Below are 26,210 nucleotides of genomic sequence, written 5' to 3'. Positions count from 1 at the left end.
TCTCCTTGACCTTACATTAACTATAACCTTTAAAGTGTTTGATAGGTACTTTAAAGGAGGAATTGTTTTGGATAGGAATTCAAAATTAGTATTATCCATTTTATTAGGGAGCTTATTTATTGCTTTTATGGGAATCGGATTAGTTATTCCTGTTTTCCCGAAATTAATGGTCGAATTAAACGTTGGTGGAAAGACGGTTGGTTTATTAACAGCCATGTTTGCTTTAACCCAATTAATTGCTTCGCCCCTTACAGGGAAAGCGACAGATTACTTTGGTAGAAAAATAATGATTGTAATCGGTCTACTTATATTCGGTGGATCAGAGCTGCTATTCGCCATCGGAGATAATGTCACTGTACTATACATCTCAAGAGCCTTAGGTGGGATTAGTGCGGCATTCATTATGCCAGCGGTATCTGCATTTATTGCTGATATCACTACAGACGAAACAAGGCCCAAAGCATACGGATATATGTCGGCAGCAATCAGTACGGGTTTAATCATTGGACCAGGCGCCGGAGGGTTTTTGGCAGATTTCGGTATTCGGACTCCGTTTTATGTCGCAGGGTTGTTGGGGATTTTAGCAGGGGTTTTTGCATGGATTATTTTACGTGAGCCTAAAAGACAAGAAACATATGAACCCAAGATGGTGAAAAAGGGGAATTTACAAAAAATTTTAATGCCAATGTTTTTAATGGCTTTTATTGTTATTTTCATCTCAAATTTCGGATTAATGAGTTTTGAATCCTTTTACGGATTATTTGTCGATGTGAAATTAAATTTCACACCAAAAGATATTGCAATTGCGATTACTGGTGGTGCCATTGTTGGTGCAATTATTCAGATTACTTTGTTTGAACGATTAACACGTTGGTTGGGTGAAATTAAACTTATCCGATATGTGTTATTATTGTCGGCAATTAACGCGGCAGCCTTCCCATTTTTAAATAGCTATATCGTCGTACTTATATCAACCATGTTGGCGTTCATCTTCTTTGATCTGGTTCGACCAGCCGTTACCACGTATTTAGCAAGTATAGCTGGACCAGACCAAGGGTTTGTAGGTGGAATGAATTCATTCTTTACCTCCTTAGCCAATGTCATAGCCCCAATTATTTGTGGGATCTTATTTGATATTGAGATTGCATATCCATTTTATTTAGCGGCTATTACAATCGCTTTTGGATTCGTATTAGCGATATTTTGGAAAAAAACATCTAAAGTAACTCTTGGAGTCCAAGTTTAAATTCACCTCTTACCCTTTAAATTGCTCTGATCTTATCATCACATTTTTTGCCTAGGTCTAGCGTAGTGTAATGCTTTAAATGCTTAATTCCCAAGTTTAATATAAATGGCTGTTCTCTAAATGAGCAGAGGACGGCCTTTTATGTTAAAATTAGGAAAACATTTGTTTTCTCATTAATTATGACAACGCCCCCTTGGATTACTACAATAGGTTTTTGTCACACCTTTATTGAAATGAGTGGTGGTAAAAACTAACTTTGTTTCTTTTTACCAAAATAAAACATAATCTGCTTACAAGACATTGATTAAAGTTTCTGAAAATTACATAGTATTTAGTTCATCGTGTAGAGAGAACAATTCAGCAGAGTATGTCTGAGGTGTTCTCTTTTACTTATTAAAGTAGGGAGTGTCTTCAACCATTTAAACGGTTTGAAGACACTCCCTAACAAAATATTTATTATACCATAATTTAGTTTCCGCATGTATACTGTAAAGTGGACAAGAGCGGACTATAACTGACCTCCGTATGAGGGGAGGTGGTAATATGTCTACTTATGAAGCACTTATCCTTATGATCTCATTTGCTGCACTTGTAGTGTTAATTATTAGTAAGAAACAGAAATAACCGCCCTCTCGCCAAAGACTGCGGTTATTTCAGGCAAAGTATTACCGCTCTTGTCCGTTGTAAAATATAATTTACTAAAACAAGTAGCAATTCAATTTTAACTTCAAACGTAACGCATTACAATATAACTATAATAGTTATTTTTATTCTTTAAAAAAATGTAACACGTTGAATATAATTACACCACTAACCAGAACATGGATAACGGTGTTTTTCTTTTGACGGATTGCAATATGAAGTGAGACACCTGCTGGGAATTAATAAAAAAAGCCCAAATTCGGATTCGTTTTCTTTCAATTGCCGACCGATTTAGAATATCGCTTCTCCAGCAATACCTTTGTATGTGTTTATTTTAATGGTTAGCATTGGGAGATCGGAAAGAAAATCGTGAAATAGAAACATACGTTTTTTTATGCTGCTGTAACGGTGGAAATGATAAAATGGTTAAATATTTACATATGATCCGCTGGCGCTTGTACGTATTGTCCTTCAGCGGCATGTTGAAGAGAATATTCAAGGAAAGTTTTATAAAGCAAAGCAATTTGCTTGTTAAGAATACTTGTCTAAACTGTCGGATGAATCCTTTGGAAAATTTGCTCAGGGAATACATGAAACGACACCATCTTGAGTTCATCACGTTAGAGAATTGGAAGCAAGATGGGGAACTCATCTTCGAAATTATTTTGAACAAGAGGTTTATAGGCAGTTGGAAATTGACTTCAAGAAAAGAGGATTTGGGGCTACCGGTCTTGGTGTACTTGATATCGGGAATAACATTTTCTACGATTGTGAATTTGTCCAGCACTGGAGTACAATTCAATATATCGTGGAAAAGTCTTACCCAAGATATGCTAAAGCATTAGAAAAAATGTACATTTACGAAAGACTTGAGGAGTTTGGATGTTCCTGAAGAATTTGGAATGAACCGTCAGCTCATGGAAAGAGTCATGACCGATCAAGGATATCGGGATTTTCGTGAGTTTACTCGCCTAGATGATCTGGCGGCAGCTAATCATGTTGATTGGCTGCCTTCTTTTTTTGATCTTACGTTTCTTTAATCAAATTTATTAAAGAACGTTCAATTGTTTCTGCTGAGCGACCTTATGCTATATAGAGAGAGTTGAAATCAGAATAATACAGCCTTTCTTAAAAAATGAATCTAATCTTTATGCAATACGTTAATTATGGTAGGATTATCCTGAAATAGAAAGGAGTGCAACAACATTGAAGAGGTTACCATGGATATTAGGAATATCTTTAATATTAGCTGTTTTAGCGGCAGGCTGTAGTTCAAATTCACAAACGGTCACTGAGAACCTAGGAACTGAAGTGAAGAATCCAACAGATCCTTCAGTTAAAGAAAATCTAACTGAAAAATACATCAAAGCAGCTGGGGAATTCAAATTGAAGGAATATACGATTAGTGATATTCCTGAAAATCCTCCGTCTGAAGAAGAATCTGTTAAACGCTACGAGGTGATGGAGCCCTTTTTCGCTCGAAATTTCGAAGAAGAACCTGTCCACCTGAGTCATACATCACTAGTCCTACGAGCCGCGTCCAAACAACAAGCTTCAATGAAACCGGAGAACATGAAATTCTCAGTTTATCAAGAGTTAGAGGATTACGTTGATTTGGACTACACAATGGATCTCGTGCTTGAGAAAGAAAACGGTGAAAAACAGGTTGTTCCCTTGAAGGGAGTTCTTACACTCGTAAACAAAAATGATAAATGGCTTGTTCAAGCCGATGATTTTGACCAATCAGCTTTCAAAAAATTACTTCCGGATACTGAAGTATCTAAATAATAAGTTTTCATCTAAAAAGGACTTGAACAGCTTGTCGGAATTTAATACATCTTAAGCTTCCTCGGCCAAGCACTTAACAAAACATACAAGATATTCGGATAAAAATTAGATGAAGTACGATGGAGGTAAATTATGATCAGAAAATCCAGGTTAATAATATTGGCTGCTTTAACTTTCGGTGTCATTTTGTTAGGCAGCACATCCTTGATCCAAGCTAATGATCGTACTGAGATAAGCGATTACTCGAGTTCCATGGAATCAGTCCCTGCGAGCTTGATGTATGATTCTGAACATCCTGATGAGATCTATGTTAAAGATTGCGGTGTATTTGTGAAGATGGAAAGGCCGATTATGGATTACAGTGGTATGATTGTGGCACATGATTTGCAGCAGGTTACCAAAGAGACAGCAGTAATTTTCGCCAATGGCGATCAGTACTTAAAACAGAAAGGCTGGAACTAAAACATCGATAAGGTCAAAGCATGAAGGACGAGAGAAGGATGAGCACACAATGGCTTGTCCTTTTTACATTCATTCAATTAAAACGACTAAGAACATCCAATTCCTATTCAGAAGCTGAGAAAAAAGAACAACATTCAATTCTATAGAGCAGGGCGTTTTAAAAAAAAGTAGGAAAATTTCAGATTTTTACATCGGAAATGTTTCAATTATATGTTGATAGTTTCATATATAAAAGATATAATTAATTTAAATTTTGAACAATATAATTTCAAATAATTTAATTGGGGATGTTAATGATGAATCAAGCAAAACAACTTGTAAATACACAGCGCACCTTTTTTAATACAGGACGGACTAAAAATGTGGAATATCGTATTGATGCTTTGCAGCGGTTGAGAAAAGGAATTGAAAAGTACCAGCAGCGAATTCTGGACGCGCTCCATACTGATTTGAATAAATCTGAAGCAGAAGCGTATGGGTCCGAGATTCGCATCGTACTGGGAGAGCTGGATTTCACTTTGGAACATCTGCAGGAATGGGCAGCACCTCGCTCAGTACCAACAAGTTCGATTATGCCGGATGCAGTCAGCACGATCTATCCAGAACCTTACGGCGTTGCGTTAATCATCGCACCTTGGAATTATCCGTTTCAGCTGGCGTTTGGACCGCTCATTGGTGCGATTGCTGCTGGAAATTGTGCAGTTATCAAGCCTTCAGAGCTTACACCGGCTACATCTCATCTAATCCATGACCTTATTCAGGAAGTATATCCCCAGGAGTATATTGCTGTTATGGAAGGCGAGGTAGAAACAAGCACAGCACTGCTGAATGAGAAATTCGATTATATTTTCTTCACAGGCAGTACAGGTGTTGGGCGTATTGTGATGAAAGCTGCTGCAGAGCATTTAACTCCGGTAACTTTGGAGCTGGGTGGGAAAAGTCCGGCTATTGTGCATCAGGATGCTGATTTGCAGCTGGCTGCTCAGCGGATTGTACGGGGAAAATTTCTGAATGCGGGGCAGACTTGTGTTGCACCAGACTACTTGTTGGTACATGAGCAGGTGCATGATCAACTTGTTGAACAGATCAGAGCTGAAATCTCCGAGAAATTTGGCGCGAATGTCATGGAGAACGCGAGTTTCCCTCATATTGTCAATGCGCGCAACTTTGATCGTTTGTCTGCTTTCCTTACCAATGGCACGGCTGTCATAGGGGGACGATCAAATCGTGATCAGCTTATGATTGAACCAACCGTTCTTGAGGATATCTCATGGGATTCTCCTGTTATGCAGGAAGAAATCTTCGGTCCTATTTTACCAGTATTTACGTATAATGATCTTAATCCAATGCTTGATGAGATCGTACGTCGGCCTAAACCACTTGCGCTGTATCTGTTTACGGAGAGTGAGGCTTTACAGGAACAGGTCTTGACTCAAGTTTCCTTTGGTGGAGGATGTATTAATGAAACACTCTCCCATATGACCTCGCATTATTTGCCATTTGGCGGTGTAGGAGAGAGCGGAATGGGCTCATATCATGGAAAACAGAGCTTTGAAGTATTTTCACACCACAAAAGCATCCTTAAACGAAGTAAATGATGGATTGGATTTTTACGAGGATACAAGGGGTTATCAAGTTGGAGGGTCCTGTTCTAGCTGGAGATAAATAATTTATAGTAAAAAGAGGTTGTCCTGTAAACAGGGCAACCTCTTTCATATTAAAGTTAAGATCAAGCAAATGAAGCAAGCTAAATCAAAATAAAGGCAGCTTAATGAATGTCGCGGAAAAGGCCGATAACCTTACCTAAAATACTAACATGTTTCAACCGCAGCGGCTCGAATGTTGCATTCTCCGGTTGAAGGCGTATATGATCTTTTTCCTTATAAAATGTCTTAACTGTAGCCTCATCATCCTCAGTCATGGCAACGACAATATCCCCATTATCTGCGGTCTGCTGCTGACGAACAATGACATAATCTCCATTAACGATACCGGCTTCAATCATGCTGTCCCCGACAACGGAAAGCATAAATACTTTCTGTTCGCCTACATAATGAGTAGGGAGCGGGAAGTAATCTTCAATATTTTCAGTTGCTGTAATCGGAACCCCGGCAGTTACTTTACCCACGACTGGAATTCGTGCAACACTGTGGGCAAATTGATGAGAATGCTCGGACTCTTCCTGGCTCAAGAGTTCGATTGCTCTTGGCTTGGTGGGGTCACGTCTGATTAAACCCTTCTTCTCCAAACGATCCAAATGTCCATGGACCGTAGAACTGGAAGCCAGTCCAACGGCTTCGCCAATTTCTCGTACGGAAGGAGGATACCCCTTCAACCGGACTTCATTTCGTATAAACTCCAGAATAGCCTGCTGCCTGCTGGATATCTTCGACATACCGTATCAACCCCATTTTAGTAACGTTTGGGAAAATTATAACATAGAACCTCCGTTCGTACAAACATAAGTTCTAAAGAAATCGCATTATTTCAGTGATTTCTTCATTTTACTCTTTTTTTGTGGATACTCGAGTTAAATTTGAGGGCAAGGTCTTAATCATGCGTATGTTAATTTCGGATTAATGACGTTTTAATGTCGAAAAAAGGGCGAACAATTGTTCTAAAAAAGTTGTTGAACAAAACAGGTGTTCGTGTTATATTGTTTTCAACAGATAGGAACAAACGTTTGGAGGCGGGATGCAAAATGAGATATTCAACTTATCAGAGCATTTATGAACCGGTGAATTCGAAAGCTGTGAGGTCTAACATAGGGCAATTTAGAACATTAATATCACGATTCAAACTTTCGCAGGGGTTAATCAAATTAGCTATTGCTTCATTAATTATATTGATAGGCTGCAGTACTGTTCTAACCGTATTTGCTGGTAATGAGAAAGAGCTGCTTCCTGGAGGAAAGATCGCTGTATCTCAGGGGGAGACGTTGTGGAGTATTTCTGTGGAGCATAAACCAACTACGATGGATACGCGTGTATATATAGAAGCAATTAAAAAGGTGAACCAACTGGAATCAGCAACAATTCAGACAGGACAGGTTTTGGTATTACCTCAGTTTGCTAAATAAAATGCATTTGATCGTGCATTACCGCGCGCCAACTTGACAAGCTGCCTTTATCATGTCAAAGTTATTATGACTTTGTAATTTTGGAGGGGACAAGCTTGGATATTGATAGTCTGGTAGCACGTATTAACGAATTGGCTCGCAAGCAGAAATCCACTGGACTGTCAGAGGAAGAACTTACTGAACGTGCCAAGTTGAGAGAAATTTATTTGGGTAATATTCGTAACAATTTCAGACAGCAGCTCGATTCAATTGAAATTGTTGACGACGAGAATGGTCAGGGCCACCAAGGCAAACTCAAACATTAATTATAGAAACCTAAACATATCGTTATGATATTTAGGTTTCTTCATGCTATTTGGGATGCTTACTATAGGGGGATAAGAGCTTACACCGAGTTATGTAAGCCGATACAAGACACATAAGGGGGATTCACATGTCGCGGCGTTCGTTCGAGAGAACGGTTCGGAAAAATTCTAAGCAATTGAATCAACAGCGTAAAAAAAGCGGTCAACCTATTTCGGGAAATCCAGGTGAAGATATTTACAAAGGAAGAAGCTTGTTATTTCCTATCTTTCTAATTGGTTTGGCGTTTCTGTATCTGTTCATGAGTACTTTTTTGGTTAAAGCTCCAATGACCACATGGGATTGGGTAACGATGCTGCTTTATGTATTTCTGGCTGTTATTTTTATGCTTCGACGTCCTTACATTAAAATCAGCAGCAGCCGGATCATTACAACGAAGGGGAACCGCGAGCGCTCCATTGGCGTTGATGATATTATCAAGTTCAGATTTGAACCAGGCACGGTTGTCATTGAACATAACAGCCGCGGAAAAAGATGGGTTTTTACCAAGTTGTTAAATCGTTACGATACAGAAGCAATGACTGAGCGATTGATGAAATTTGCAAAAGCTCACCAGATCACCGTGGAAACCATTGATAAGTAATTAATGTATAAAGGGGCAGATGATCGGAATGGCATTGAAAGCGATTATGTTCGACCTGGATGATACTTTACTATGGGACGAGCGCAGTGTTCGAGAGGCTTTTCATGAAACTTGTTTAACTGCGGCAGCAGAAACAGGCGTTAATGCCGAGGCACTTGAAGAAGCTGTTCGTAACGAAGCACGTGAATTATACGAATCCTATGAGACATTTCCTTTTACCAAAATGATTGGAATCAATCCATTTGAAGGCCTTTGGGCCAACTTCAATGGAGGAGAACAGCCAGAATTCCGCCAGCTTGAACAGTTGGCTCCGATTTACCGGAAGGAGTCCTGGCGCCGCGGTTTGCTCAAGCTGGGTGTCGATCAAGAAGAGCTTGCAGAACGTTTGGCTTCACAGTTTGGGGCAGAACGCAGATCGAGACCTCATGTTTATGAGGAAACAATGGATACGCTGCGTCATCTGCAAGGAAAATACAAACTGCTGCTTTTGACGAACGGATGTCCTGCCCTGCAGCAGGAGAAGCTGGATGGTGTACCTGAGCTATCTCCTTTCTTTGATGAAATTATTATCTCTGGCAGCTTTGGTAAAGGTAAACCTGATCCATCCATTTTCGATCATGCTTTAAGTAAACTCGGTGTTAAAGCAGAAGAAAGCATCATGGTTGGCGATAAACTAACAACGGATATTCGCGGTGCGCTTTCTTCGGGAATCCGTGCGGTTTGGATTAATCGCGAAAACAAAATCAACAATGAAACCTATTCACCTGACCACGAAATCAAACATTTATCTGATTTGGAAGATATCATTGCGAATTTCTAAATATCTTTGAGAATATGGTTTTACGCAACAGCTACAATACTCATTTAACATTGGTTATGGCATGAAAGATGTGATCTTTCGTGTGTCATAACCAATGTTTTTTTGTTTATGAGCAAACAGAGGAGTGTTTCTAACAATCTGTTAGGAGCAGTTGTATATTTTTTTTGCGAAAAGATATTGAAATTAAGAAACTGCTGCTATAAAATACAACTAACATACTAGTATGACTAGTATTTAAATTCTTCGATGCGCAATCCATTTTCTTTTAAAATTCAATTTATATCACACTTTAAATTTAGTCAGGTTCTTATTCGGATGCCAAAGCAAACCTTGTGAACAAACATGATTTCATATGAAGGGGACCAGCATTATAAAGTGGTTTTCATTTGTTTGTATTGTAAGCGCTTCATATCCAAGAAATTTCAGTTAACATTCAAACAAAAGCAGAATTGTTCAAGCTCTACATTTCTGTATATGTTTGATTGTACATAAAACAAAGTTGGTACCGCTTACATGTTTATTTTGCAGTGGGGGTGAATCAAACAGCATAGAGGTCTTCTGGATCAATGTGATAGAGGACATGTCATCTAAGGGATACCATATCATTTCCTAATCAAGTCATGGATCGGAGTGAATGACACATGGAGTCAGAAACATCAAAGGCAGCAATACCGATGATATCTTCACGCAGAGAAAGCAGATTGCGGACAGCTGCTGCGTTAATTCGTAAGGATTGGCAGTTGTACTCGCTGTTAGTGCTTCCCATCATTTATCTGATTATTTTCAAGTACGGCCCGATGTTAGGTAATATCATCGCATTTAGACGTTTTGTTCCCGGTGGGAGCATTTTTGGGGAAACCTGGGTTGGCCTGCGTTACTTCAAGATGTTTATAGAGGACCCGACGTTCTGGCGAGTCTTCAGCAATACACTCATGCTGGGCGGGCTTGCGATGTTGTTTACATTCCCGGTGCCGATCATATTTGCGCTCATGCTTAACGAGGTGAAGAGCAAACGCTTCAAAAAGTTTGTGCAGACAGCCTCATATCTGCCTCACTTCCTGTCCATTGTTATCGTAGCCGGTATGATTCTGCAGCTCACAGCAGTAAACGGTTCAATCAACGGTCTTGTCGCATTTTTCACAGGAGATAACATTCCATTTATGCAGCGTGCAGAATGGTTCAGAACGATATATATTTCATCTGAAATTTGGCAGGGTATGGGCTGGGGAGCGATTTTATATCTGGCAGCACTGACCACCATTGATGATTCGCTGTATGAAGCCGCTCGAATTGATGGAGCGAATCGCTGGAAACAAACCATTCATGTAACGATTCCAGGTATTTTACCAACGATTGTCACGTTACTGATCCTGAATATGGGGAACTTCCTGGCTGTAGGTTTTGAGAAAATCCTGCTTTTGTATAATCCGCTGATTTACGAAACTTCTGATGTAATATCGACCTATTTGTATCGTGTGGGTCTTGAATCCAGCAACTTCAGCTATGCCACGGCCATTGGATTGTTTGAATCGATCATTGGGCTGACTCTGGTATTCAGTGTAAACGCTATTTCACGCAAACTGACACAACGCAGTTTATGGTAGAGGGGGAGCATCATGCAGGAATCCACATCATACAAGATATTTAAAGTGTTCAATGTCACGTTTTTGCTGTTTGTTGTTTTTATTACTCTGTATCCGTTCCTGAACGTTGTTGCTCAATCCTTCAGCAGTGAAGCGTATATCAACTCAGGTAAGGTAAGTTTATTTCCAAGAGGATTCAATGTAGATACGTATAAAACCATCTCAAAGGACAGCATGTTCTGGTTGAACTATAAAAACACAATCATTTACACGGTGGTAGGTACGTTAATCTCCATGTTTATGACGACTATTTTTGCCTACGCACTTTCTAAAAAAAGGCTGATGGGACGTAAATTTCTGACGATGTTTGCCGTGTTCACGATGTTCTTCAGCGGTGGTCTGATTCCTAACTACGTTCTGATCAATTCCCTTGGTTTCAATAACACCATGTGGGCACTGGTTGTCCCGGGTGCAATAAGCATATATAACATGCTGATTATGAAGTCCTTCTTTGAAAACATGCCGGAAGAGTTAGAGGAAGCCGCGTCTATTGACGGTTTGAATACGTACGGTATTCTGCTGCGTATCATTCTTCCTCTTAGTAAAGCGGTCATGGCGACGATGGTGCTGTTCTACGCTGTTGGACATTGGAACTCCTGGTTCCCGGCTTTCTTGTATCTGGACAAAAAAGAGCTGTTTCCGGTCACCATCTATCTGCGAAACATGATTGCCGGAGCAACAAGTGGAGCCACTGCCGGGGCAACCTCAGCGGATAACCTGACTCAGATTGCAGCTAACATTAAATCGGTAACCATGGTTCTGACGATCCTGCCGATTCTCACCATCTATCCATTTGTACAGCGTTACTTTGTAACCGGTATCATGTTGGGATCAGTAAAACAGTAAGTACCGCACACATGGTGTTAGAACACAATAAAAGGGGATGAATGTATTGAAAAGAAAGCCGCGTAATATGCTTGGCAAAATGATTTTGGCAATGACGATGTCTGCCGTACTCGCTGCGTGCAGTAGTGATGCTGGAACGGGTCCGGATATCTCAGATGTGGGTACGAAATCAGCGATGGAGAGTTATAATGCTGGTGATACGTTCAAAGCCACTGAACCGTTCAATCTTTCCATTTTATATAGTGACCAACCGACATATCCATACAAAAAAGACTGGCTTTTGTTCAAAAAAATTACGGAGATGACAGGCGTTACACTGGAGCCAACGATTGTGCCGATGAGTGACTATCCACAGAAAAGATCTCTTTTGATCAGTTCTGGTGATGCACCTTTGGTTATTCCGAAGACCTATCCAGGGGAAGAAGCTGCGTTCGTATCCTCGGGAGCAATTCTACCGATCAGTGACTATATCGATTTGATGCCTCACTTCAAAGAGAAGGTAGAGAAGTGGAAGCTTGAACCGGAACTTGAAGGACTTCGTCAGGAGGATGGCAAGTATTACGTCTTACCGGGATTGCATGAAGAAGTGTGGCCAGATTATACCCTGATTGTAAGAACGGATGTGTTTAAAGACAATAATATTGCTATTCCTACAACCTGGGATGAACTATATACGGCCGCGAAAAAGTTGAAAGAAATCTATCCCGATTCCATTCCGTTTTCCGACCGCTTCAAGTTTAACAGTACACTTGGCATTGCGGCAGCTGGATTTGGTACCAAAGCCGGCTGGGGTTATGGAAACGGCTTGACCTACAAAGCAGATACGGATGAATTTGTATCGACAGCTGCAACGCCGGAGTATAAGGAACTGCTAACGTTTTTCAACAAGATGGTATCCGAAGGACTGCTCGATAAAGAAAGCTTCACACAAGACGATGATCAAGCGACTCAAAAGTTCGTATCAGGCAAATCGTTTATGATTAACGGAAACTCACAGACACTTGTGCTGCACCGGAATGACATGAACAAGACACTGGGTGAAGGGAAATACTCGATTGCCAAGATTACCGTACCGGGAGGTCCAAAAGGACAGTTAATGTCTGGTTCGAGACTCGAAAATGGTGTGATGATCTCAGGTAAAATTAAAGATAACGACAATTTTAAAGCGATATTACAATTTATTGATTGGTTATATTATAGTGACGAAGGACAGGAGTTCACCAAATGGGGCGTAGAGAACGAAACGTTCACTAAAGAAGACGGCAAACGCAAATTGATGGATGATATTAATTACAACGGATTGAACCCGAAAGGTACAAAAGACCTGCGTGTTGATTTCGGATTCTCTGGTGGGGTATTTGCTTATGGAGGAACAACAGAGCTGCTTCAATCCATGTTTAGCGAAGAGGAGCTCGTGTTCCAGAACAATATGAAAGAGATAAAAGAAATTATTCCGGCCGAGCCGCCTATTCCGTATTCTTCTGAGGATCGGGAACGTGTAACGCTCCTCAGCACACCTTTGAAAGACTATACGGACCAGAATACGTTGAAGTTTATATTGGGTGAGCGGAAGTTGTCTGAGTACGATGCATTTCTTAAAGAACTGGAAAGCCAAGGTTTGTCCAATTATCTGAAATTGGCGAATGACACCTATAAGACCTACAAGGAAAATAAAAAGTAAGCCGCATGATTTGAAGCCGAGCTGCCGTTTCGCTGAGCATATTTAAGTGGAACGGCAGTTTGTGCTAATATGAAGGGAATATGGTTGGGAGAAAGAGGTCAAGGGATGGTATTAAATCAGAAAATGAGAGGCTCTACCAGGGCTTATTCCTATAATTTGGTAAAAGAAAGAATTCTTCATCTGCAGCTTGAACCTGGCACCAAGATTTCCGAAAAAGAGATTGCAGACGAATTGCAAGTGAGCCGCACACCGGTGCGAGAAGCTTTTATGAAATTGGCAGAAGAAGAGCTGCTGGACATTATTCCGCAGAGCGGTACGATTGTTTCGCATATTAACCTGGAGCATGTGGAAGAAGGCAGGTTCATGCGTGAGAAGATGGAAAAGGAAATCGTTCGGTTGGCATGTACATCGTTTCCTGATGAATATGTGTTTAAACTGGAAACGAACATTGCCATGCAGGAAGTATGTATGGGGAAAAACAACTTTTATCGCCTGTTTGAACTGGATGAAGAGTTCCACCAGATTTTGTTTCAGGGTACTGGAAAGCTGAGAACGTGGAAGATGCTGCAGCAGCTGAACATGCCATTTAACCGGCTGCGTCTGCTGCGTCTGGCAGAAGATTCAAACCTCGAAGTAATTATCTCTCAACACAAAGAAATTTTGCGGCTGGTTACAGAACGCCAGAGTGAGCAGGCTGTTCAAGTTATGGAAGCCCATCTCAGACTAGTTGTGGTTGAACAGGAGATGCTGAAGGACAAGTATCCTCACTATTTTATCTAACCACACAATCAACCCCCCTGTTCGTAGGAACAGGGGGGTATTAAGCGTAAAGCATTTAGGTTACAGCAGATTTACGCGTTTTTGATAAATGTTGGATCAGGATACGGATCGGCGATCCAGCCGTCTTTTTCAATAAACAGACGCACCGCGATGATTTGTTTGTTCTCCATTAATGTAAAGAAATGCGGTGTGTTTTCAGGAACGGAAATTACGTCTCCAGGAGACAACTCTACATTAAAGTAACCTGTATCGTCTGCCGCTTTAATAACGAAGATACCTTTTCCCGCAACAATCGCACGGATCTCGTCTTCCGCATGCGTATGAATCTCTTCGAATTTGGCCAACTTTTCTTCGATGTCCGGTGTCTGCTCTGAAAGCGTGATGACATCCCAGATTTGATAACCGCGGCGGGCCGCCAGATCTTTGATCTCATAATCGAAGGTTTCTAATACTTCCTGCTTTTGATCATCGGTAAGTCCAAAATTATTTTGCAGTTCAGCATTTAATTTGGAAGCATCCCACTTCTCATATAATACATCATATTTGTTCAGGAAAATTCGAACATTCTCGTCTCCAGTGATGCGTTCGTTCGTGTTTCGGATTACAATTTCAGCCATGTGCTTTCCCTCTTTTCCACTTGGATTAATTGAATTATATCGGATAGCTCATATTTTGTCGATTCACAAATTCGCTTTCATTCCTGCAAATTCGAGACCTTTCGGGAGCAAAACCGATCTTTCACATTAAGTAAGTTTCTGTTAAACTAAGATTTAACGTTTTGCGGGGGTGAAGATATTGGATAAGCTTAGTCTACACGATGCATTAAAACAACGAATATTAATCCTCGACGGTGCAATGGGGACAATGATTCAACAAGTGGATCTGACCAGCGACGATTTCGGCGGTGAAGATCTGGATGGATGTAATGAAATGTTGGTGCTAACCCGTCCAGACTTGATCCAACGTATTCATGAAGATTATTTGGAAGCTGGTGCCGATTTAATTGAGACCAATACATTTGGTGCAACTTCAGTAGTTCTTGCTGAATACGATATTCAAGATCGTGCACGTGAAATCAATCTGGAAGCAGCCCGGATCGCGAAAGCTGCGATTGACCGTTTTTCCACACCAGAGTCACCAAGATATGTGGTAGGAGCTATGGGGCCAACGACCAAAACACTGTCTGTGACCGGCGGGGTGACATTCCAAGAGCTGGTTGACAGCTATTTTGAGCAGGCTCTCGCTTTAATAGAGGGAGGCGTTGATGCGCTACTGCTCGAAACCTCACAGGATACCCTCAATGTCAAAGCGGGAAGCATTGGTATTCAGCAAGCGTTTGATCAGAGCGGTATGAAGCTGCCTTTAATGATCTCAGGAACGATTGAGCCGATGGGTACGACCTTGGCCGGTCAGAACATTGAATCTTTTTATATATCCTTAGAACACCTTAACCCGATTTCGGTGGGACTAAACTGTGCGACAGGTCCAGAGTTCATGCGTGACCATATACGCTCTTTGTCCGGCATGGCATCTGCAGCCGTGAGCTGTTATCCCAATGCAGGTCTGCCTGATGAGAATGGTAACTATCATGAATCGCCAGACTCGTTAGCTCAGAAAATCGGGGCTTTTGCAGAACAGGGTTGGTTGAACATTGCTGGAGGCTGCTGCGGTACGACGCCAGCTCACATCCGGGCCATGCGTGATACACTCGCCAAATACCCCCCAAGAGAATTGAACGGAACACACCCGCCTGCATTGTCCGGCATTGAGCCGGTATATGTCGAGCAGGATAATCGCCCCTACATGGTTGGTGAGCGCACCAACGTGCTGGGTTCACGGAAATTCAAACGCTTAATTGTCGAAGGCAAGTACGAAGAAGCTTCTGAAATTGCGCGAGCACAAGTGAAAAATGGAGCACATATCGTAGACGTCTGTGTACAGGACCCCGACCGTGAGGAAACGGAAGATATGATCAAGTTCCTCGAACTGGTTGTCAAAAAGGTCAAAGTTCCGCTGATGATTGATACGACAGACGCTGCGGTTATCGATACGGCACTTCAGTATTCTCAAGGCAAGGCAATTATTAACTCCATTAATCTTGAGGATGGCGAAGAGAAATTTGAATTGGTAACACCACTGCTCCATAAATACGGCGGAGCGGTCGTTGTCGGAACGATCGACGAGAGGGGCCAGGCCATCAGTCGGGAGGACAAGCTTGATGTGGCCAAGCGTTCGTATGACCTGCTGGTGAACAAGTACGGGCTGAAGCCGGAAGATCTGATTTTTGATACTTTGGTGTTTCCGGTAGGAACGGGTGACGAACAGTATATTGGTTCCGCCAAAGAAACGATAGAAGGCATACGAATCATTAAGGAAGCACTGCCGGAGTGTCATACGATTCTCGGGATCAGCAACATTTCCTTTGGTCTTCCTGAAGCGGGTCGTGAGGTGTTAAATTCTGTATTCTTGTATGAATGCACCAAAGCGGGTCTGGATTATGCCATCGTAAACACCGAAAAGCTGGAGCGCTACGCATCCATTCCGGAAGAAGAACGCAGACTCTCGGAGGAATTGCTGTATAATACCAATGATGAGACACTGGCAGCGTTTGTAGCGGCTTTCCGTAATAAGAAGGTAGAGAAAAAGGAGAAAATCTCGAATCTATCTCTGGAAGAACGTCTTGCATCGTACGTGGTAGAAGGAAGCAAAGAGGGGCTGCTGCCTGATCTCGAGCAGGCTCTTGCTAAATATTCAGCACTTGAAGTGATCAACGGCCCGTTAATGCGGGGCATGGAGGAAGTTGGACGGCTGTTCAACAACAATGAGTTAATTGTTGCCGAAGTGCTTCAAAGTGCGGAAGTCATGAAAGCTTCTGTAGCATATCTGGAGCAGTTTATGGAGAAGAATGAAACTTCCGTTAAAGGAAAAATCATTCTTGCCACCGTTAAAGGCGATGTGCATGACATCGGTAAAAATCTGGTCGAGATCATCTTGTCCAACAACGGTTACCGGATCATTAATTTGGGTATAAAAGTACCACCAGAGCGTATTATCGAGGCCTATAGGGAAGAAAAGGTTGACGCGATTGGCCTTTCAGGTCTGCTCGTCAAATCCGCACAGCAGATGATCCTCACCGCACAGGATTTGCGCACAGCCGGAATTGATGTACCTATTATGGTAGGGGGAGCGGCATTAACTCGCAAGTTTACTAAAAATCGGATTCGTCCCGAATATAACGGTATGGTTGTTTATGCAAAGGATGCAATGGACGGCCTGGATCTGGCCAATAAGCTGATGAACCCGGTTACGCGGGAAGCGATGCAGGCCGAGATGGATGCTGAAAAAGAAGCGGACGCTTCAAGTGCAGGAGAAGTTCAAGCACTTCCGGAGCTTACCAGGGTAGAACGCTCCGCTATTACAGCCGATCATCCGGTCCTGGTACCGCCTGATCTGGAGCGCCATACACTGCGTAATTACCCGCTGTCACACATTCTGCCTTATGTGAACATGCAGATGCTGCTTGGACACCATCTGGGGCTTCGGGGCTCTGTTGAGCAGCTGCTTGCTTCCGGTGATCCCAAAGCAGTGGATCTGAAAGCGGTCGTAGACGGCATTATGCAGGAAGCGGTTCGTGACGGAATCATTCAGGCTCATGCGATGTATCGTTTCTTCCCGGCACAGTCCAGAGGCAACAGCATCATCATTTATGATCCGCAGGATACAAGCAGCATTCTGCATACTTTTACGTTCCCGCGTCAAAAGGTAGAGCCATTCCTGTGTCTGTCGGACTTCCTGAAGCCGGTTGATTCTGGTGAGATGGATTATGTGGGCTTCCTCGTCGTTACTGCCGGACATGGTGTACGAGAGCTCTCCACGGCTTGGAAGGATCAAGGGGATTATCTTCGCTCACATGCGCTGCAGTCGGTAGCGCTGGAAGTCGCGGAAGGATTGGCGGAACGTGTGCATCATATGATGAGAGATATATGGGGCTTTCCGGACCCTGCAGATATGACGATGAAGCAGCGTCATGGTGCGCGTTATCAGGGGATTCGAGTTTCCTTTGGATATCCGGCCTGCCCGGATTTGGAGGATCAAGGTCCGCTCTTTAAGCTGATGCAGCCTGAGGATATCGGTGTTGAGCTGACGGAAGGTTTTATGATGGAGCCGGAAGCGTCTGTGTCCGCGATGGTATTCAGCCATCCGCAGGCGAAATATTTTAACGTCGAAAAAGCATAAATTCAGTAGTTTGTCAGGCAATCCCTCCGCATTGTCGGAGGGTTTTTGCTGGCAGCAGAAAGAGGTGCGATCCAGAATGGAATTATATTTCCTGGGAACGAATGCTGGTGTACCTACGCTTCAACGGAATGTAACGTCCATTGGACTCCGCATGTTGGATGAACGCAGAGCGTTGTGGTTGTTTGACTGCGGGGAAGGAACGCAGCATCAGATTTTGAGTTCACCGCTTAAATTAAGCAAATTGGAGAAAATTTTTATTACACATCTGCATGGCGACCATGTTTTCGGGTTGCCCGGACTGTTGTCCAGCAGAGCGTATCAGGGCGGAACAACGCCGCTCACCGTTTATGGGCCGCCAGGGACAGAACGCATGATTTCAACAACAATGGAGCTAAGTCAATCCCGTTTGAATTATGATCTGAACATTGTGGAGCATACGGGCGGGATTGTGTTTGAAGATGACAGCTTCCTTGTGGAATCAGCCCTGCTTGAGCACCGGATCGACAGTTACGGGTACCGGGTTACGGAGAAAGACCGTCCCGGCAGTCTAGATCCTGCCAGATTGGCAGCGTATGGCCTGAAACCTGGCCCCTTGTTCGGAAGGTTAAAGCGGGGAGAAACGATTACACTGGATAGTGGAGACATGCTGCGTCCTGAGGATGTCCTGGGAGCACCCAAACGAGGAATGGTCATTACCATTCTGGGCGATACACGTCCTTGCGATAACGTCCAGCCTCTCGCTCAGGATGCAGATGTTCTTGTTCATGAAGCGACGTTTATGCATGATCTGGCCGATACAGCCCATGAATACTATCACAGTACATCGAAACAAGCGGCGGAAGCGGCCCGAGCGGCGGGTGTAGGACAGCTGATTATGACTCACTTCAGCTCGCGTTATAAGGATGACGATCAGCTTCAACCGCTTCTGGAGGAAGCGAAGTCCATCTTCCCGAATACACGTCTTGCGAACGAGCACCAACTTATCCCTGTTGTTCACCGAGAGCATGATTCAACGCAATAAAGTGTAGTCTTTGACGGTGGAGTAGGCTGCAGTCAGCAGCTGGCGAATGAGACGGGACTGAGGGAGAAATATTCCTGAGGTCCCTTTTGCAATCTGGTCAAAAAGCGTGTAGGATGGGCAGTATGAGCAGGGAAATGATCCGAATTATTTTCCGGGAAAGCGCAGGAAATGACAAGCTTGTACAGCAGGCGCGCGAGTTAAACCGCCGGTCTTCGATCCGGTTCGACTTGCAGCATGCCCTTGTAAGTTAAGGCTATCCTACATGCTTTAATACATATAATACAGGTTATTTCCATCCATAAGTCCCGTTCAGGGCATGAAATGTTAATGTAATGAAGAAAGGAAGTGCTGTGTATGATAAAGGCCTATCTGATCGATCTGGATGGTACGCTGTATCATGGCAGGCATCGGATCGATGGAGCTGACCAGCTGATTCAGACGCTGAGAGAACAGGGGGTGCCTTATTTGTTCGTGACCAATAATTCTTCCCGTACCCCTCAAGGTGTTGCCGACCACCTGAACGGGATGGGCATATCTGCTGATGCCTCAGAGGTATGCACCTCCGCGGTGGCTGCGGCGGAATATGTTGCGGCAGCATCTCCCGGGGCGAGGGTGGCTTGTATTGGGGAAACGGGTCTTCTTCAGGCTGTGGAAGAAGCCGGTTTAATGATGACTGAGGACGAGCCGCAGTATGTTATTCAAGGCATCGACCGTGAATTTTCCTATCAAAAATTAACGAAGGCACTCCGCTGGATCAATGGAGGAGCAGCTTTTGTTATGACCAACCCGGATCTCCAGCTTCCGTCCGATGACGGATTGACACCTGGCGCAGGTACGCTTGGAGCAGCCATTGAAGCGGCAGCGGGAGTGCAGCCAACGGTCATCGGCAAACCTTCAAGCATCATTATGAGATCCGCGATTCGCAGATTGAACTTAAAAGCTGAAGAAGTGGCTGTTATCGGTGATAATATGCGCACAGATATTGCTGCAGGCGTGGCGGCGGGCTGTGAAACGCTGCTTGTGCTTACGGGTGTTACAACACGTGAAAATATGGATGGACATATTCAGGCCGCGAAAGCTCGTCCTGATCATGTTTTTGATGATTTGCATACACTTACTGCATGGCTGACCGAGCGGGCTGACCAGGCTTCCAAGAAGGAGTAGATTAAGAATGCCAGAGTTACCGGAAATGGAAAATTACCGGACGATATTGTCCGAGCATATACTTGATTTGCCGATTACAGGTGTAGTCGTAAACCGTGAAAAAACGATTAATACTACTTCTGACGTGTTCATACGTGAACTGACAGGCAATCGGATTATATTTGTTGAGCGGCGTGCGAAACATCTGATTTTTCACCTCGCAAACGGCAAGCGGCTTGTGCTGCACCTGATGCTGGGCGGCATGCTGTTCTGGGGCACAGAGGACGAGCGTCCCGATCGATCCACACAAGTAGAACTTCATTTTGGAGAACATATTCTGTTCTTTATCGGTCTGCGTCTCGGGTATCTGCATCTGATGACTTCCAAGGAAACGGAAGCAGCCATGTCCGATCTTGGTCCAGAGCCGCTGGATCGCCGGATGAACAAAGAACGATTTGCCGGACTGCTGAAAGGTCGCCGTGGAACACTCAAAACAACGCTGGTGAATCAACATATTATTGCGGGTATTGGTAATTGCTACTCGGATGAAATTGCTTTTGCGGCGGGACTTAGACCCAGCTCAAAAACGCAGAATATTGCTAACTCTCCAGAGCTGACTGAACGCTTGTACCATGCCATGCAGTCGGTACTGCGAGAAGCCGCGTCCGAGGGTGGCTATATGGAAATGCCGCTGATGCAGGGAGATACCAAAACAGGCAGTTTCGACGAACAGTGTAGGGTTTATGATCGGGAAGGCGAAGCTTGTCCACGCTGCGGGGGAACCATCGAACGAGTAGAAATTACGGGCAAAAAGGCATTTTTCTGTCCCAAATGTCAGCATGAGGCCTAAAACGGGTATCGGCGCACATGTCAGCACCAGAGGAGGTTTTTTACAGGCGGCTAGGAGAGCGCATGAGATGGGAGCAGCGGCTTTTCAGTATTTTCCGAAAAACCCGCGCAGTCTCAATCTGAAACGTCTGGATCTGAAGGATGCTGCACAGTGCAGGGATTGGTGCGAGGCGAATGGACTGGCTTCCATTGCACACTCGCCCTATCCCACGAATCCGGCACTTGGCATGACCCGTGGAGAGGCGGGATTCCATGCAGTAGTAAATTCCATTCGTAACGATCTCGAAATCTCTGACGCATGCGGTTCGGTGGGGACGGTTGTTCATTTTGGACATCTTCAAGCCAAAGATCCGCTGGAGGGATACCATAATGTGATTCAATGTCTGGACGCCGCACTCGAAGGGTGGCAGGGCAAGTCCAAGATTTTACTTGAAAATCAGGCAGGGGATCATGGCCCTATGGGAACAACGATGGAAGAAATGATACAGATTCGCAAACTGAGTCGATATCCGGAATGTATTGCTTTTTGTTTCGACACATGTCATGCTTTTGCTTCAGGGATGTGGAAATCCGGAGATGAGTCAGCTTTATTAGAAAAGGGCAGACAGCTGGGATATTGGGATGTTCTGGCGGCTGTTCATTTTAATGATTCCAAGTACGCATACGGTTTGAAAAAAGACAGGCATGCGCGAATTGGTCAGGGCCATATTGGCTGCGAATCGATGAAGACACTGCTGCAGTCGCCGGAATTTCAGCAAACGGTTGTTGTACTGGAGACGGAAACGGGAGAAGATGGAACGCATCGGGAAGATATTCAGCTCATGCGTTCCTGGTTATAAGTTGGGAGGTGCGAGACGATGCATGTTTTTCTGGATGACTATCGTTCTTGTCCAAAAGGGTTTGTACTGGCTGTCAATGCAGAGGAATGTCTTATGTTATTAAGAGAGGGCCAAGTAGACATTCTGTCACTGGACTATGAGCTGGGACCGGATTCGATGAACGGCGGTGAGGTTGCCGCAGCGATTGTAAGGGAAGAGCTTTATCCACGTGAAATCTATTTACATACGTCGAGTATGTATGGAAAACGGCAGATGTACGAGATACTGTACAGCAGTAAACCTGAATCTGTCGTTATTCATAACGGCCCGATGACAGGTGAAGTCATGCTTCGGATCGCTGCGGAGGCTGAGAAGTCATGAAGCCGATTACGTCTAAAATGTTAATGCGCGGTGTATGGGAAGGTGTACCTCATGCTGTATTTATCTATACGCCGTTATGCGGAACATGTGCAGCAGCCCGCCGTATGCTGGAAGTTGCTGAGCACCTGCTGCCGGAAAATACGTTGGTTGATATGAACATACATGACATTCCTGAGTTGGTACAGCAGTTTCAGATTTCAAGTGTGCCGGCTTTAATGCTGTTTGATGGAGAGCAGGACGTGCCCAGGATGGTGTATCGAATGAATTCGGTCGAGCACCTGCTTCATGAAATTCGGAAGGCGGTGTTGGAATGAGTGTTGTTATGATGGAGCAAATTTCGCTTCGCCGTGATGAGAATCAAATTCTGAAAGATGTTCATTTACGCATCGAAGCTGGTGAACACTGGGTTATTCTGGGCAGGAACGGATCGGGTAAAACAACGCTGCTGGAAATGATGAATGGTTATCTGTTTCCAACTGAAGGGCGCATTGAAGTACTCGGTAATGTGTATGGACAATGCGATGTTCGGGAAGTTCGCAAAGAGATCGGTTATATCAGTCAAACATTGATTGAAAAGCTGACATTACGCGATCCGGTATGGGAGGTTGTCGCTACGGGAGCGTATGCTTTTTTGCGTTTCTATCAGACTATTCCGGATGAAGTAAAAACAAAGGTGATGCAGCTGCTGGACGAGATGGGGTTTTCGAAACTGGCAGATCAACCGCTGGGGACGTTATCCCAGGGAGAACGCAAAAAAGTCATGTTGGCACGTTCGCTGATGGCTGAACCAAAGCTGCTTATTATGGACGAGCCTTGTGCCGGCCTTGATCTGTATGAACGCGAGAAGATGTTGATCGAAATAGATCGTCTGCGTCAGCGAAATATGACGGTGGTGTACGTCACTCATCATGTGGAAGAGATCGTGCCGTTGTTTACTCATGTCGCATTGATCCGTGATGGACGTATTGCCGCCGCGGGACCGAAACATGACATATTAACAGCAGATACAATTAAGCATACGTATGATATTCCGGTAGATATTCAGTGGTATGAAGATCGGCCATGGATACGCGTACGTTCTGGAGGGTAACACAAGTTGAGTACACAATCGTCTTGGGGAGAAGCAGACTTCTCCCGTTTTATATGCACCGCCAATCATGGCTTTGCGCCTTATGCGCAGGAGGAACTGCGCCGTACCTTTGGAGCAGTTAAGAGCACCGTGCTGATTCCAGGAGAAGTTCTGCTTGCCGGTTTGCCGGCTGCAGAGGAAGAAGTTTCGGCTAGGCTGCTGCAGGAGTCTCCAACGTTTCTACGTCATATTCAACCTGTTCAATTCCAAGAGAACACGGAAGATGCAGAGCAGTCTCTGGAGAAACTGATTGCATTTATTCTGAACCAAAAGGCATTGTCTGGTGCGAAGGTGGTCTTGCAAACTCGCAAAACGGAAGGTTCTTTCTGGCGTGAAAACGCGGCTTCATTGAAGCAAACGCTGACAGAAAAGCTGGACGATCTCGGATGTGAGTGGGTTATCCGGGGTGCGGACTTTGTCATTTCGGTATTTGCCGCCGATGATATGTTATATGCCGGAGTGTCCAAACCCGAACAGAATCTGTCCGACTGGAGCGGTGGAGCTGTTCGTTTTCAGAGAGAAGAGGGACAGATTTCACGAGCCAAATTCAAACTGCTCGAAGCGGAACAGACCTTTGGCATTGATTTCAGATCTTTTCACAAGGCTCTGGATATTGGGGCAGCACCAGGGGGATGGACATCATTTTTGCTTGAGCGTGGGCTTGAGGTAACCGCAGTAGACCCGGCGAAGATGGATGCATCTCTGCTCGCTTCACCCCAACTGACCTTTTTGAAAAAAAATGCAGGTGACGTCCGCTTCCGCGAAGGCGAATTCGATCTGCTTGTATGTGATATGAGCTGGAGTCCGAAGCTGATGAGCAGGTTGATATCTGATCTTCTGTACAGCCTTCAATCCGGTGGAACGGCGATTGTTACCGTAAAATTGCTTCATAAGAAACCGCTCGCGCTCATTAAAGACGTGATTGATACGTTTGAGCGTTCACGGATGCAGATTCAGCGTTCGAAGCAGCTGTTCCATAATCGCGAAGAGATTACACTTTATATGATTAAATATTAAGAGATACATCATAACGAATTTCAGCTTTACAACATATGCTTTGGTATACTATAATGGTACCAATATTAACCATAACATTACAAAATTTGAGGGAAAGCATCCCGAAGTGGACAGAACCGAATGATCCGGTTGGTTCAGCTTCGGTGAAGCTTTCCCTTTTTTGTGCTGTGTGGAAGGAGGCACTCTTATGAGACATCCGGCCAGGCTGGAACGCGGAAGCCTGCTGGGAGGAAGATACCGCATCCTATCTGTACTTGGTTCCGGTGGAATGAGCCATGTGTATGAGGCAGAGGATCTGAAGCTTCCGGGTAAAATATGGGCGGTGAAAGAAAGTATCACGCAGATGCCCTACGAAGGCAGTGTAGAGAGAGAAGCGGCTCTGCTAACCTCACTGCGCCATCCGAGGCTTCCACAGATTGTTGACTTTTTTGCTCCTGATGAAGCCGGTTATACGTATCTGGTCATGGAATATATTGAAGGTTTAACCCTAGGCGATTACTTCAAACAGTGCAGGGGGAGAATTCCAATCCAGCAGCTGATGGACTTTGTACTTCAACTGCTGGATGTGCTGAGCTACCTGCATAACCTGGACCCTCCTGTGATCTACAGGGATTTGAAGCCAGCCAACATTATGGTTACACCCGAGCATGAAGTACGTTTAATTGATTTTGGCATTGCTCGCAGTTACAAGACGCAGGGTGCTGAAGACACCGTAAAGCTTGGGACTGCCGGATTTGCTGCACCAGAGCAGTATGGTTCGGGACAAACAGATGCCCGTTCGGACTTATATGGTCTTGGTGCACTGATGTTATATCTGATGACGAGTGGAGCTTATACGGAATGGATTCAAGGTGTGGAGAGCTTTATACGAAAGGATATCCCGCGAACTTACCTTCCTGTTGCGAGAAGGTTGTTGAGGCATGAAGCAGATGAACGGTTTCAAAAAGCAGATGAGGTGAGAAAGGAATTGCTTCGCATACCGGGAAGGGCGGAACATACATCTCATTCAGATCCACAGTTGAGGCTTGGTGGAGGGACCCGGGTGATTGCACTTACCGGGGCCTCAGCGGGGGCCGGTGTTACCCATACAGCGATCGCGATCAGCCACTATCTGGAAAGGCAAAACTTCAAGGTTGCGGTCATCGAGATGTCGCCTCGTTCTCAGTCATTTGCACGTATTCAGCAGGCGGTTCAAGGAGGGAAACCAGTCTATTCAGGCAGACAGTTTGCAGTAGATGGCGTGCATTATTGGAAGCAGTCGGGCCGTGCCGATATTTTATCACTTCTGGGCGGCAGTTATCAGTTCATCGTAATGGATCTTGGGAGCGGACAGGATCAGAGCCGATTAGAAGAGTTTTTACGTGCCGATCTGCCCATCGTCATCGGTTCAGGAGCAGAGTGGAGACAAGTGGAGATTACTGCTTTTGTACGCTCGCATTATCGCTACCCCCGGGAGAAATGGATATACTGTATTCCACTTGCCCCGACAGATGCCGTGGAACGTATACGCAGAACATTGAGTACACCGAGTGTATACGGACTGCCGCTCCAGCTTGATCCATTTGACAAGGACCCGCATATGGATAAGATGTTCTCGCAAATTCTGGGGCACCTAATGGCAGCACAGCCTAGAAAGCGTTCATTTTTTTCGCGAAGAAAAGTACATGATTAGAGGAGATAACG

Annotated in this window: 26 protein-coding genes; 24 read left to right on the top strand and 2 right to left on the bottom strand. The window is 44.3% G+C overall.

What is annotated here, in order from left to right; genetic code table 11:
• The first annotated feature begins 67 nt into the window (after nt 1-67).
• The 5 genes from MKY97_RS16745 (at nt 68) to MKY97_RS16725 (ending at nt 5,736) form a co-directional block, all read left to right on the top strand.
• A complete protein-coding gene (locus MKY97_RS16745) occupies nt 68-1,246 on the top strand; it encodes an MFS transporter (protein ID WP_342551472.1) in 1,179 nt (392 codons plus the stop codon).
• A gap of 1,544 nt (nt 1,247-2,790) precedes the next feature.
• A complete protein-coding gene (locus MKY97_RS16740; protein WP_342551471.1) occupies nt 2,791-2,928 on the top strand; it encodes a hypothetical protein in 138 nt (45 codons plus the stop codon).
• Between the two features lie 166 nt (nt 2,929-3,094).
• A complete protein-coding gene (locus tag MKY97_RS16735) occupies nt 3,095-3,676 on the top strand; it encodes a hypothetical protein (RefSeq protein WP_342551470.1) in 582 nt (193 codons plus the stop codon).
• Between the two features lie 132 nt (nt 3,677-3,808).
• On the top strand, nt 3,809-4,138 hold the full coding sequence (locus tag MKY97_RS16730; protein ID WP_342551469.1) for a hypothetical protein: 330 nt from the start codon (nt 3,809-3,811) through the stop codon (nt 4,136-4,138).
• A 296-nt stretch (nt 4,139-4,434) separates the two neighbouring features.
• Complete coding sequence (locus MKY97_RS16725; RefSeq protein WP_342556367.1) at nt 4,435-5,736, top strand: aldehyde dehydrogenase; 1,302 nt, start codon at nt 4,435-4,437, stop codon at nt 5,734-5,736.
• Between the two features lie 170 nt (nt 5,737-5,906).
• Here MKY97_RS16725 and lexA read toward each other — a convergent pair whose 3' ends face one another.
• The gene (gene lexA / locus MKY97_RS16720) at nt 5,907-6,533 is read right to left on the bottom strand and encodes a transcriptional repressor LexA (RefSeq protein ID WP_056689962.1); all 627 of its coding nucleotides are present in this window, start codon (nt 6,531-6,533) and stop codon (nt 5,907-5,909) included.
• A gap of 306 nt (nt 6,534-6,839) precedes the next feature.
• Between lexA and MKY97_RS16715 the strand changes: the two genes are divergently transcribed.
• The 8 genes from MKY97_RS16715 to MKY97_RS16680 all read left to right on the top strand — a co-directional run bounded on the left by MKY97_RS16715 (nt 6,840) and on the right by MKY97_RS16680 (nt 13,933).
• Nucleotides 6,840-7,217: a LysM peptidoglycan-binding domain-containing protein gene (locus MKY97_RS16715; protein ID WP_342551468.1), complete on the top strand. Its 378-nt coding sequence runs from the start codon at nt 6,840-6,842 to the stop codon at nt 7,215-7,217.
• Nucleotides 7,218-7,312: 95 nt separating this feature from the next.
• Entirely contained in the window at nt 7,313-7,522 is a 210-nt protein-coding gene (locus MKY97_RS16710) for a DUF896 domain-containing protein (RefSeq protein ID WP_342551467.1), read from the top strand.
• A gap of 128 nt (nt 7,523-7,650) precedes the next feature.
• Nucleotides 7,651-8,163, top strand: a complete 513-nt coding sequence (locus tag MKY97_RS16705; protein ID WP_342551466.1) for a hypothetical protein — start codon at nt 7,651-7,653, stop codon at nt 8,161-8,163.
• 28 nt (nt 8,164-8,191) lie between these two features.
• Nucleotides 8,192-8,983: an HAD family hydrolase gene (locus tag MKY97_RS16700; RefSeq protein WP_342551465.1), complete on the top strand. Its 792-nt coding sequence runs from the start codon at nt 8,192-8,194 to the stop codon at nt 8,981-8,983.
• 674 nt (nt 8,984-9,657) lie between these two features.
• A complete protein-coding gene (locus MKY97_RS16695) occupies nt 9,658-10,587 on the top strand; it encodes an ABC transporter permease subunit (protein WP_342556366.1) in 930 nt (309 codons plus the stop codon).
• A gap of 12 nt (nt 10,588-10,599) precedes the next feature.
• Nucleotides 10,600-11,472, top strand: coding sequence for a carbohydrate ABC transporter permease (locus MKY97_RS16690; protein WP_342551464.1), 873 nt, complete (start codon nt 10,600-10,602; stop codon nt 11,470-11,472).
• A 46-nt stretch (nt 11,473-11,518) separates the two neighbouring features.
• Nucleotides 11,519-13,153: an extracellular solute-binding protein gene (locus MKY97_RS16685; RefSeq protein ID WP_342551463.1), complete on the top strand. Its 1,635-nt coding sequence runs from the start codon at nt 11,519-11,521 to the stop codon at nt 13,151-13,153.
• 105 nt (nt 13,154-13,258) lie between these two features.
• Nucleotides 13,259-13,933: a GntR family transcriptional regulator gene (locus tag MKY97_RS16680; protein WP_342551462.1), complete on the top strand. Its 675-nt coding sequence runs from the start codon at nt 13,259-13,261 to the stop codon at nt 13,931-13,933.
• A 71-nt stretch (nt 13,934-14,004) separates the two neighbouring features.
• On the opposite strand, the gene MKY97_RS16675 is transcribed toward MKY97_RS16680, so the two are convergent.
• Nucleotides 14,005-14,550, bottom strand: coding sequence for a cupin domain-containing protein (locus MKY97_RS16675; RefSeq protein WP_342551461.1), 546 nt, complete (start codon nt 14,548-14,550; stop codon nt 14,005-14,007).
• A gap of 178 nt (nt 14,551-14,728) precedes the next feature.
• Here MKY97_RS16675 and metH point away from each other — a divergent pair, with 178 nt between their 5' ends.
• The 11 genes from metH (at nt 14,729) to MKY97_RS16620 (ending at nt 26,199) form a co-directional block, all read left to right on the top strand.
• Nucleotides 14,729-18,169, top strand: a complete 3,441-nt coding sequence (gene metH / locus MKY97_RS16670) for a methionine synthase (RefSeq protein ID WP_342551460.1) — start codon at nt 14,729-14,731, stop codon at nt 18,167-18,169.
• A gap of 76 nt (nt 18,170-18,245) precedes the next feature.
• The gene (rnz, locus tag MKY97_RS16665) at nt 18,246-19,190 is read left to right on the top strand and encodes a ribonuclease Z (RefSeq protein ID WP_342551459.1); all 945 of its coding nucleotides are present in this window, start codon (nt 18,246-18,248) and stop codon (nt 19,188-19,190) included.
• A 122-nt stretch (nt 19,191-19,312) separates the two neighbouring features.
• Nucleotides 19,313-19,441: a hypothetical protein gene (locus MKY97_RS16660; RefSeq protein WP_342551458.1), complete on the top strand. Its 129-nt coding sequence runs from the start codon at nt 19,313-19,315 to the stop codon at nt 19,439-19,441.
• Nucleotides 19,442-19,544: 103 nt separating this feature from the next.
• The gene (locus MKY97_RS16655; RefSeq protein ID WP_342551457.1) at nt 19,545-20,354 is read left to right on the top strand and encodes a TIGR01457 family HAD-type hydrolase; all 810 of its coding nucleotides are present in this window, start codon (nt 19,545-19,547) and stop codon (nt 20,352-20,354) included.
• 7 nt (nt 20,355-20,361) lie between these two features.
• On the top strand, nt 20,362-21,183 hold the full coding sequence (locus MKY97_RS16650) for a DNA-formamidopyrimidine glycosylase family protein (protein ID WP_342551456.1): 822 nt from the start codon (nt 20,362-20,364) through the stop codon (nt 21,181-21,183).
• Entirely contained in the window at nt 21,173-22,021 is an 849-nt protein-coding gene (locus MKY97_RS16645; RefSeq protein WP_342551455.1) for a deoxyribonuclease IV, read from the top strand. Before MKY97_RS16650 ends, MKY97_RS16645 begins: the two co-directional genes overlap by 11 nt.
• Nucleotides 22,022-22,039: 18 nt before the next feature.
• Complete coding sequence (locus MKY97_RS16640; RefSeq protein WP_342551454.1) at nt 22,040-22,381, top strand: cyclic-phosphate processing receiver domain-containing protein; 342 nt, start codon at nt 22,040-22,042, stop codon at nt 22,379-22,381.
• Nucleotides 22,378-22,695, top strand: a complete 318-nt coding sequence (locus MKY97_RS16635; protein ID WP_342551453.1) for a thioredoxin family protein — start codon at nt 22,378-22,380, stop codon at nt 22,693-22,695. The genes MKY97_RS16640 and MKY97_RS16635 overlap by 4 nt, the downstream gene beginning before the upstream one ends.
• The gene (locus tag MKY97_RS16630) at nt 22,692-23,471 is read left to right on the top strand and encodes an ATP-binding cassette domain-containing protein (protein WP_342551452.1); all 780 of its coding nucleotides are present in this window, start codon (nt 22,692-22,694) and stop codon (nt 23,469-23,471) included. The genes MKY97_RS16635 and MKY97_RS16630 overlap by 4 nt, the downstream gene beginning before the upstream one ends.
• Before the next feature lie 6 nt (nt 23,472-23,477).
• Nucleotides 23,478-24,527 carry an SAM-dependent methyltransferase gene (locus MKY97_RS16625; RefSeq protein ID WP_342551451.1) on the top strand — a complete coding sequence of 350 codons (1,050 nt, stop codon included), beginning with the start codon at nt 23,478-23,480 and terminating at the stop codon, nt 24,525-24,527.
• A gap of 187 nt (nt 24,528-24,714) precedes the next feature.
• Nucleotides 24,715-26,199, top strand: coding sequence for a serine/threonine protein kinase (locus tag MKY97_RS16620; protein WP_342551450.1), 1,485 nt, complete (start codon nt 24,715-24,717; stop codon nt 26,197-26,199).
• Nucleotides 26,200-26,210 lie beyond the last annotated feature (11 nt).

The sequence above is a fragment of the Paenibacillus sp. FSL R7-0652 genome (assembly GCF_038595045.1).
GTDB lineage: Bacteria > Bacillota > Bacilli > Paenibacillales > Paenibacillaceae > Paenibacillus.
Note: the sequence above shows the minus strand (reverse complement) of the source record. Positions and strands in the feature narration are given on the sequence as shown.

Excerpts from the sequence above, each read along its gene's own strand:
- rnz (WP_342551459.1), top strand. The coding sequence starts at position 18,246 with ATGGAATTATATTTCCTGGGAACGAATGCTGGTGTACCTACGCTTCAA.
- MKY97_RS16680 (WP_342551462.1), top strand. The coding sequence starts at position 13,259 with ATGGTATTAAATCAGAAAATGAGAGGCTCTACCAGGGCTTATTCCTAT.
- MKY97_RS16695 (WP_342556366.1), top strand. The coding sequence starts at position 9,658 with ATGATATCTTCACGCAGAGAAAGCAGATTGCGGACAGCTGCTGCGTTA.
- MKY97_RS16655 (WP_342551457.1), top strand. The coding sequence starts at position 19,545 with ATGATAAAGGCCTATCTGATCGATCTGGATGGTACGCTGTATCATGGC.
- lexA (WP_056689962.1), bottom strand. The coding sequence starts at position 6,533 with ATGTCGAAGATATCCAGCAGGCAGCAGGCTATTCTGGAGTTTATACGA.
- MKY97_RS16740 (WP_342551471.1), top strand. The coding sequence starts at position 2,791 with ATGAACCGTCAGCTCATGGAAAGAGTCATGACCGATCAAGGATATCGG.
- MKY97_RS16675 (WP_342551461.1), bottom strand. The coding sequence starts at position 14,550 with ATGGCTGAAATTGTAATCCGAAACACGAACGAACGCATCACTGGAGAC.
- MKY97_RS16640 (WP_342551454.1), top strand. The coding sequence starts at position 22,040 with ATGCATGTTTTTCTGGATGACTATCGTTCTTGTCCAAAAGGGTTTGTA.
- MKY97_RS16705 (WP_342551466.1), top strand. The coding sequence starts at position 7,651 with ATGTCGCGGCGTTCGTTCGAGAGAACGGTTCGGAAAAATTCTAAGCAA.
- MKY97_RS16700 (WP_342551465.1), top strand. The coding sequence starts at position 8,192 with ATGGCATTGAAAGCGATTATGTTCGACCTGGATGATACTTTACTATGG.
- MKY97_RS16690 (WP_342551464.1), top strand. The coding sequence starts at position 10,600 with ATGCAGGAATCCACATCATACAAGATATTTAAAGTGTTCAATGTCACG.
- MKY97_RS16635 (WP_342551453.1), top strand. The coding sequence starts at position 22,378 with ATGAAGCCGATTACGTCTAAAATGTTAATGCGCGGTGTATGGGAAGGT.
- MKY97_RS16660 (WP_342551458.1), top strand. The coding sequence starts at position 19,313 with ATGAGCAGGGAAATGATCCGAATTATTTTCCGGGAAAGCGCAGGAAAT.
- MKY97_RS16725 (WP_342556367.1), top strand. The coding sequence starts at position 4,435 with ATGAATCAAGCAAAACAACTTGTAAATACACAGCGCACCTTTTTTAAT.
- MKY97_RS16730 (WP_342551469.1), top strand. The coding sequence starts at position 3,809 with ATGATCAGAAAATCCAGGTTAATAATATTGGCTGCTTTAACTTTCGGT.
- MKY97_RS16650 (WP_342551456.1), top strand. The coding sequence starts at position 20,362 with ATGCCAGAGTTACCGGAAATGGAAAATTACCGGACGATATTGTCCGAG.
- MKY97_RS16645 (WP_342551455.1), top strand. The coding sequence starts at position 21,173 with ATGAGGCCTAAAACGGGTATCGGCGCACATGTCAGCACCAGAGGAGGT.
- MKY97_RS16630 (WP_342551452.1), top strand. The coding sequence starts at position 22,692 with ATGAGTGTTGTTATGATGGAGCAAATTTCGCTTCGCCGTGATGAGAAT.
- MKY97_RS16620 (WP_342551450.1), top strand. The coding sequence starts at position 24,715 with ATGAGACATCCGGCCAGGCTGGAACGCGGAAGCCTGCTGGGAGGAAGA.
- MKY97_RS16715 (WP_342551468.1), top strand. The coding sequence starts at position 6,840 with ATGAGATATTCAACTTATCAGAGCATTTATGAACCGGTGAATTCGAAA.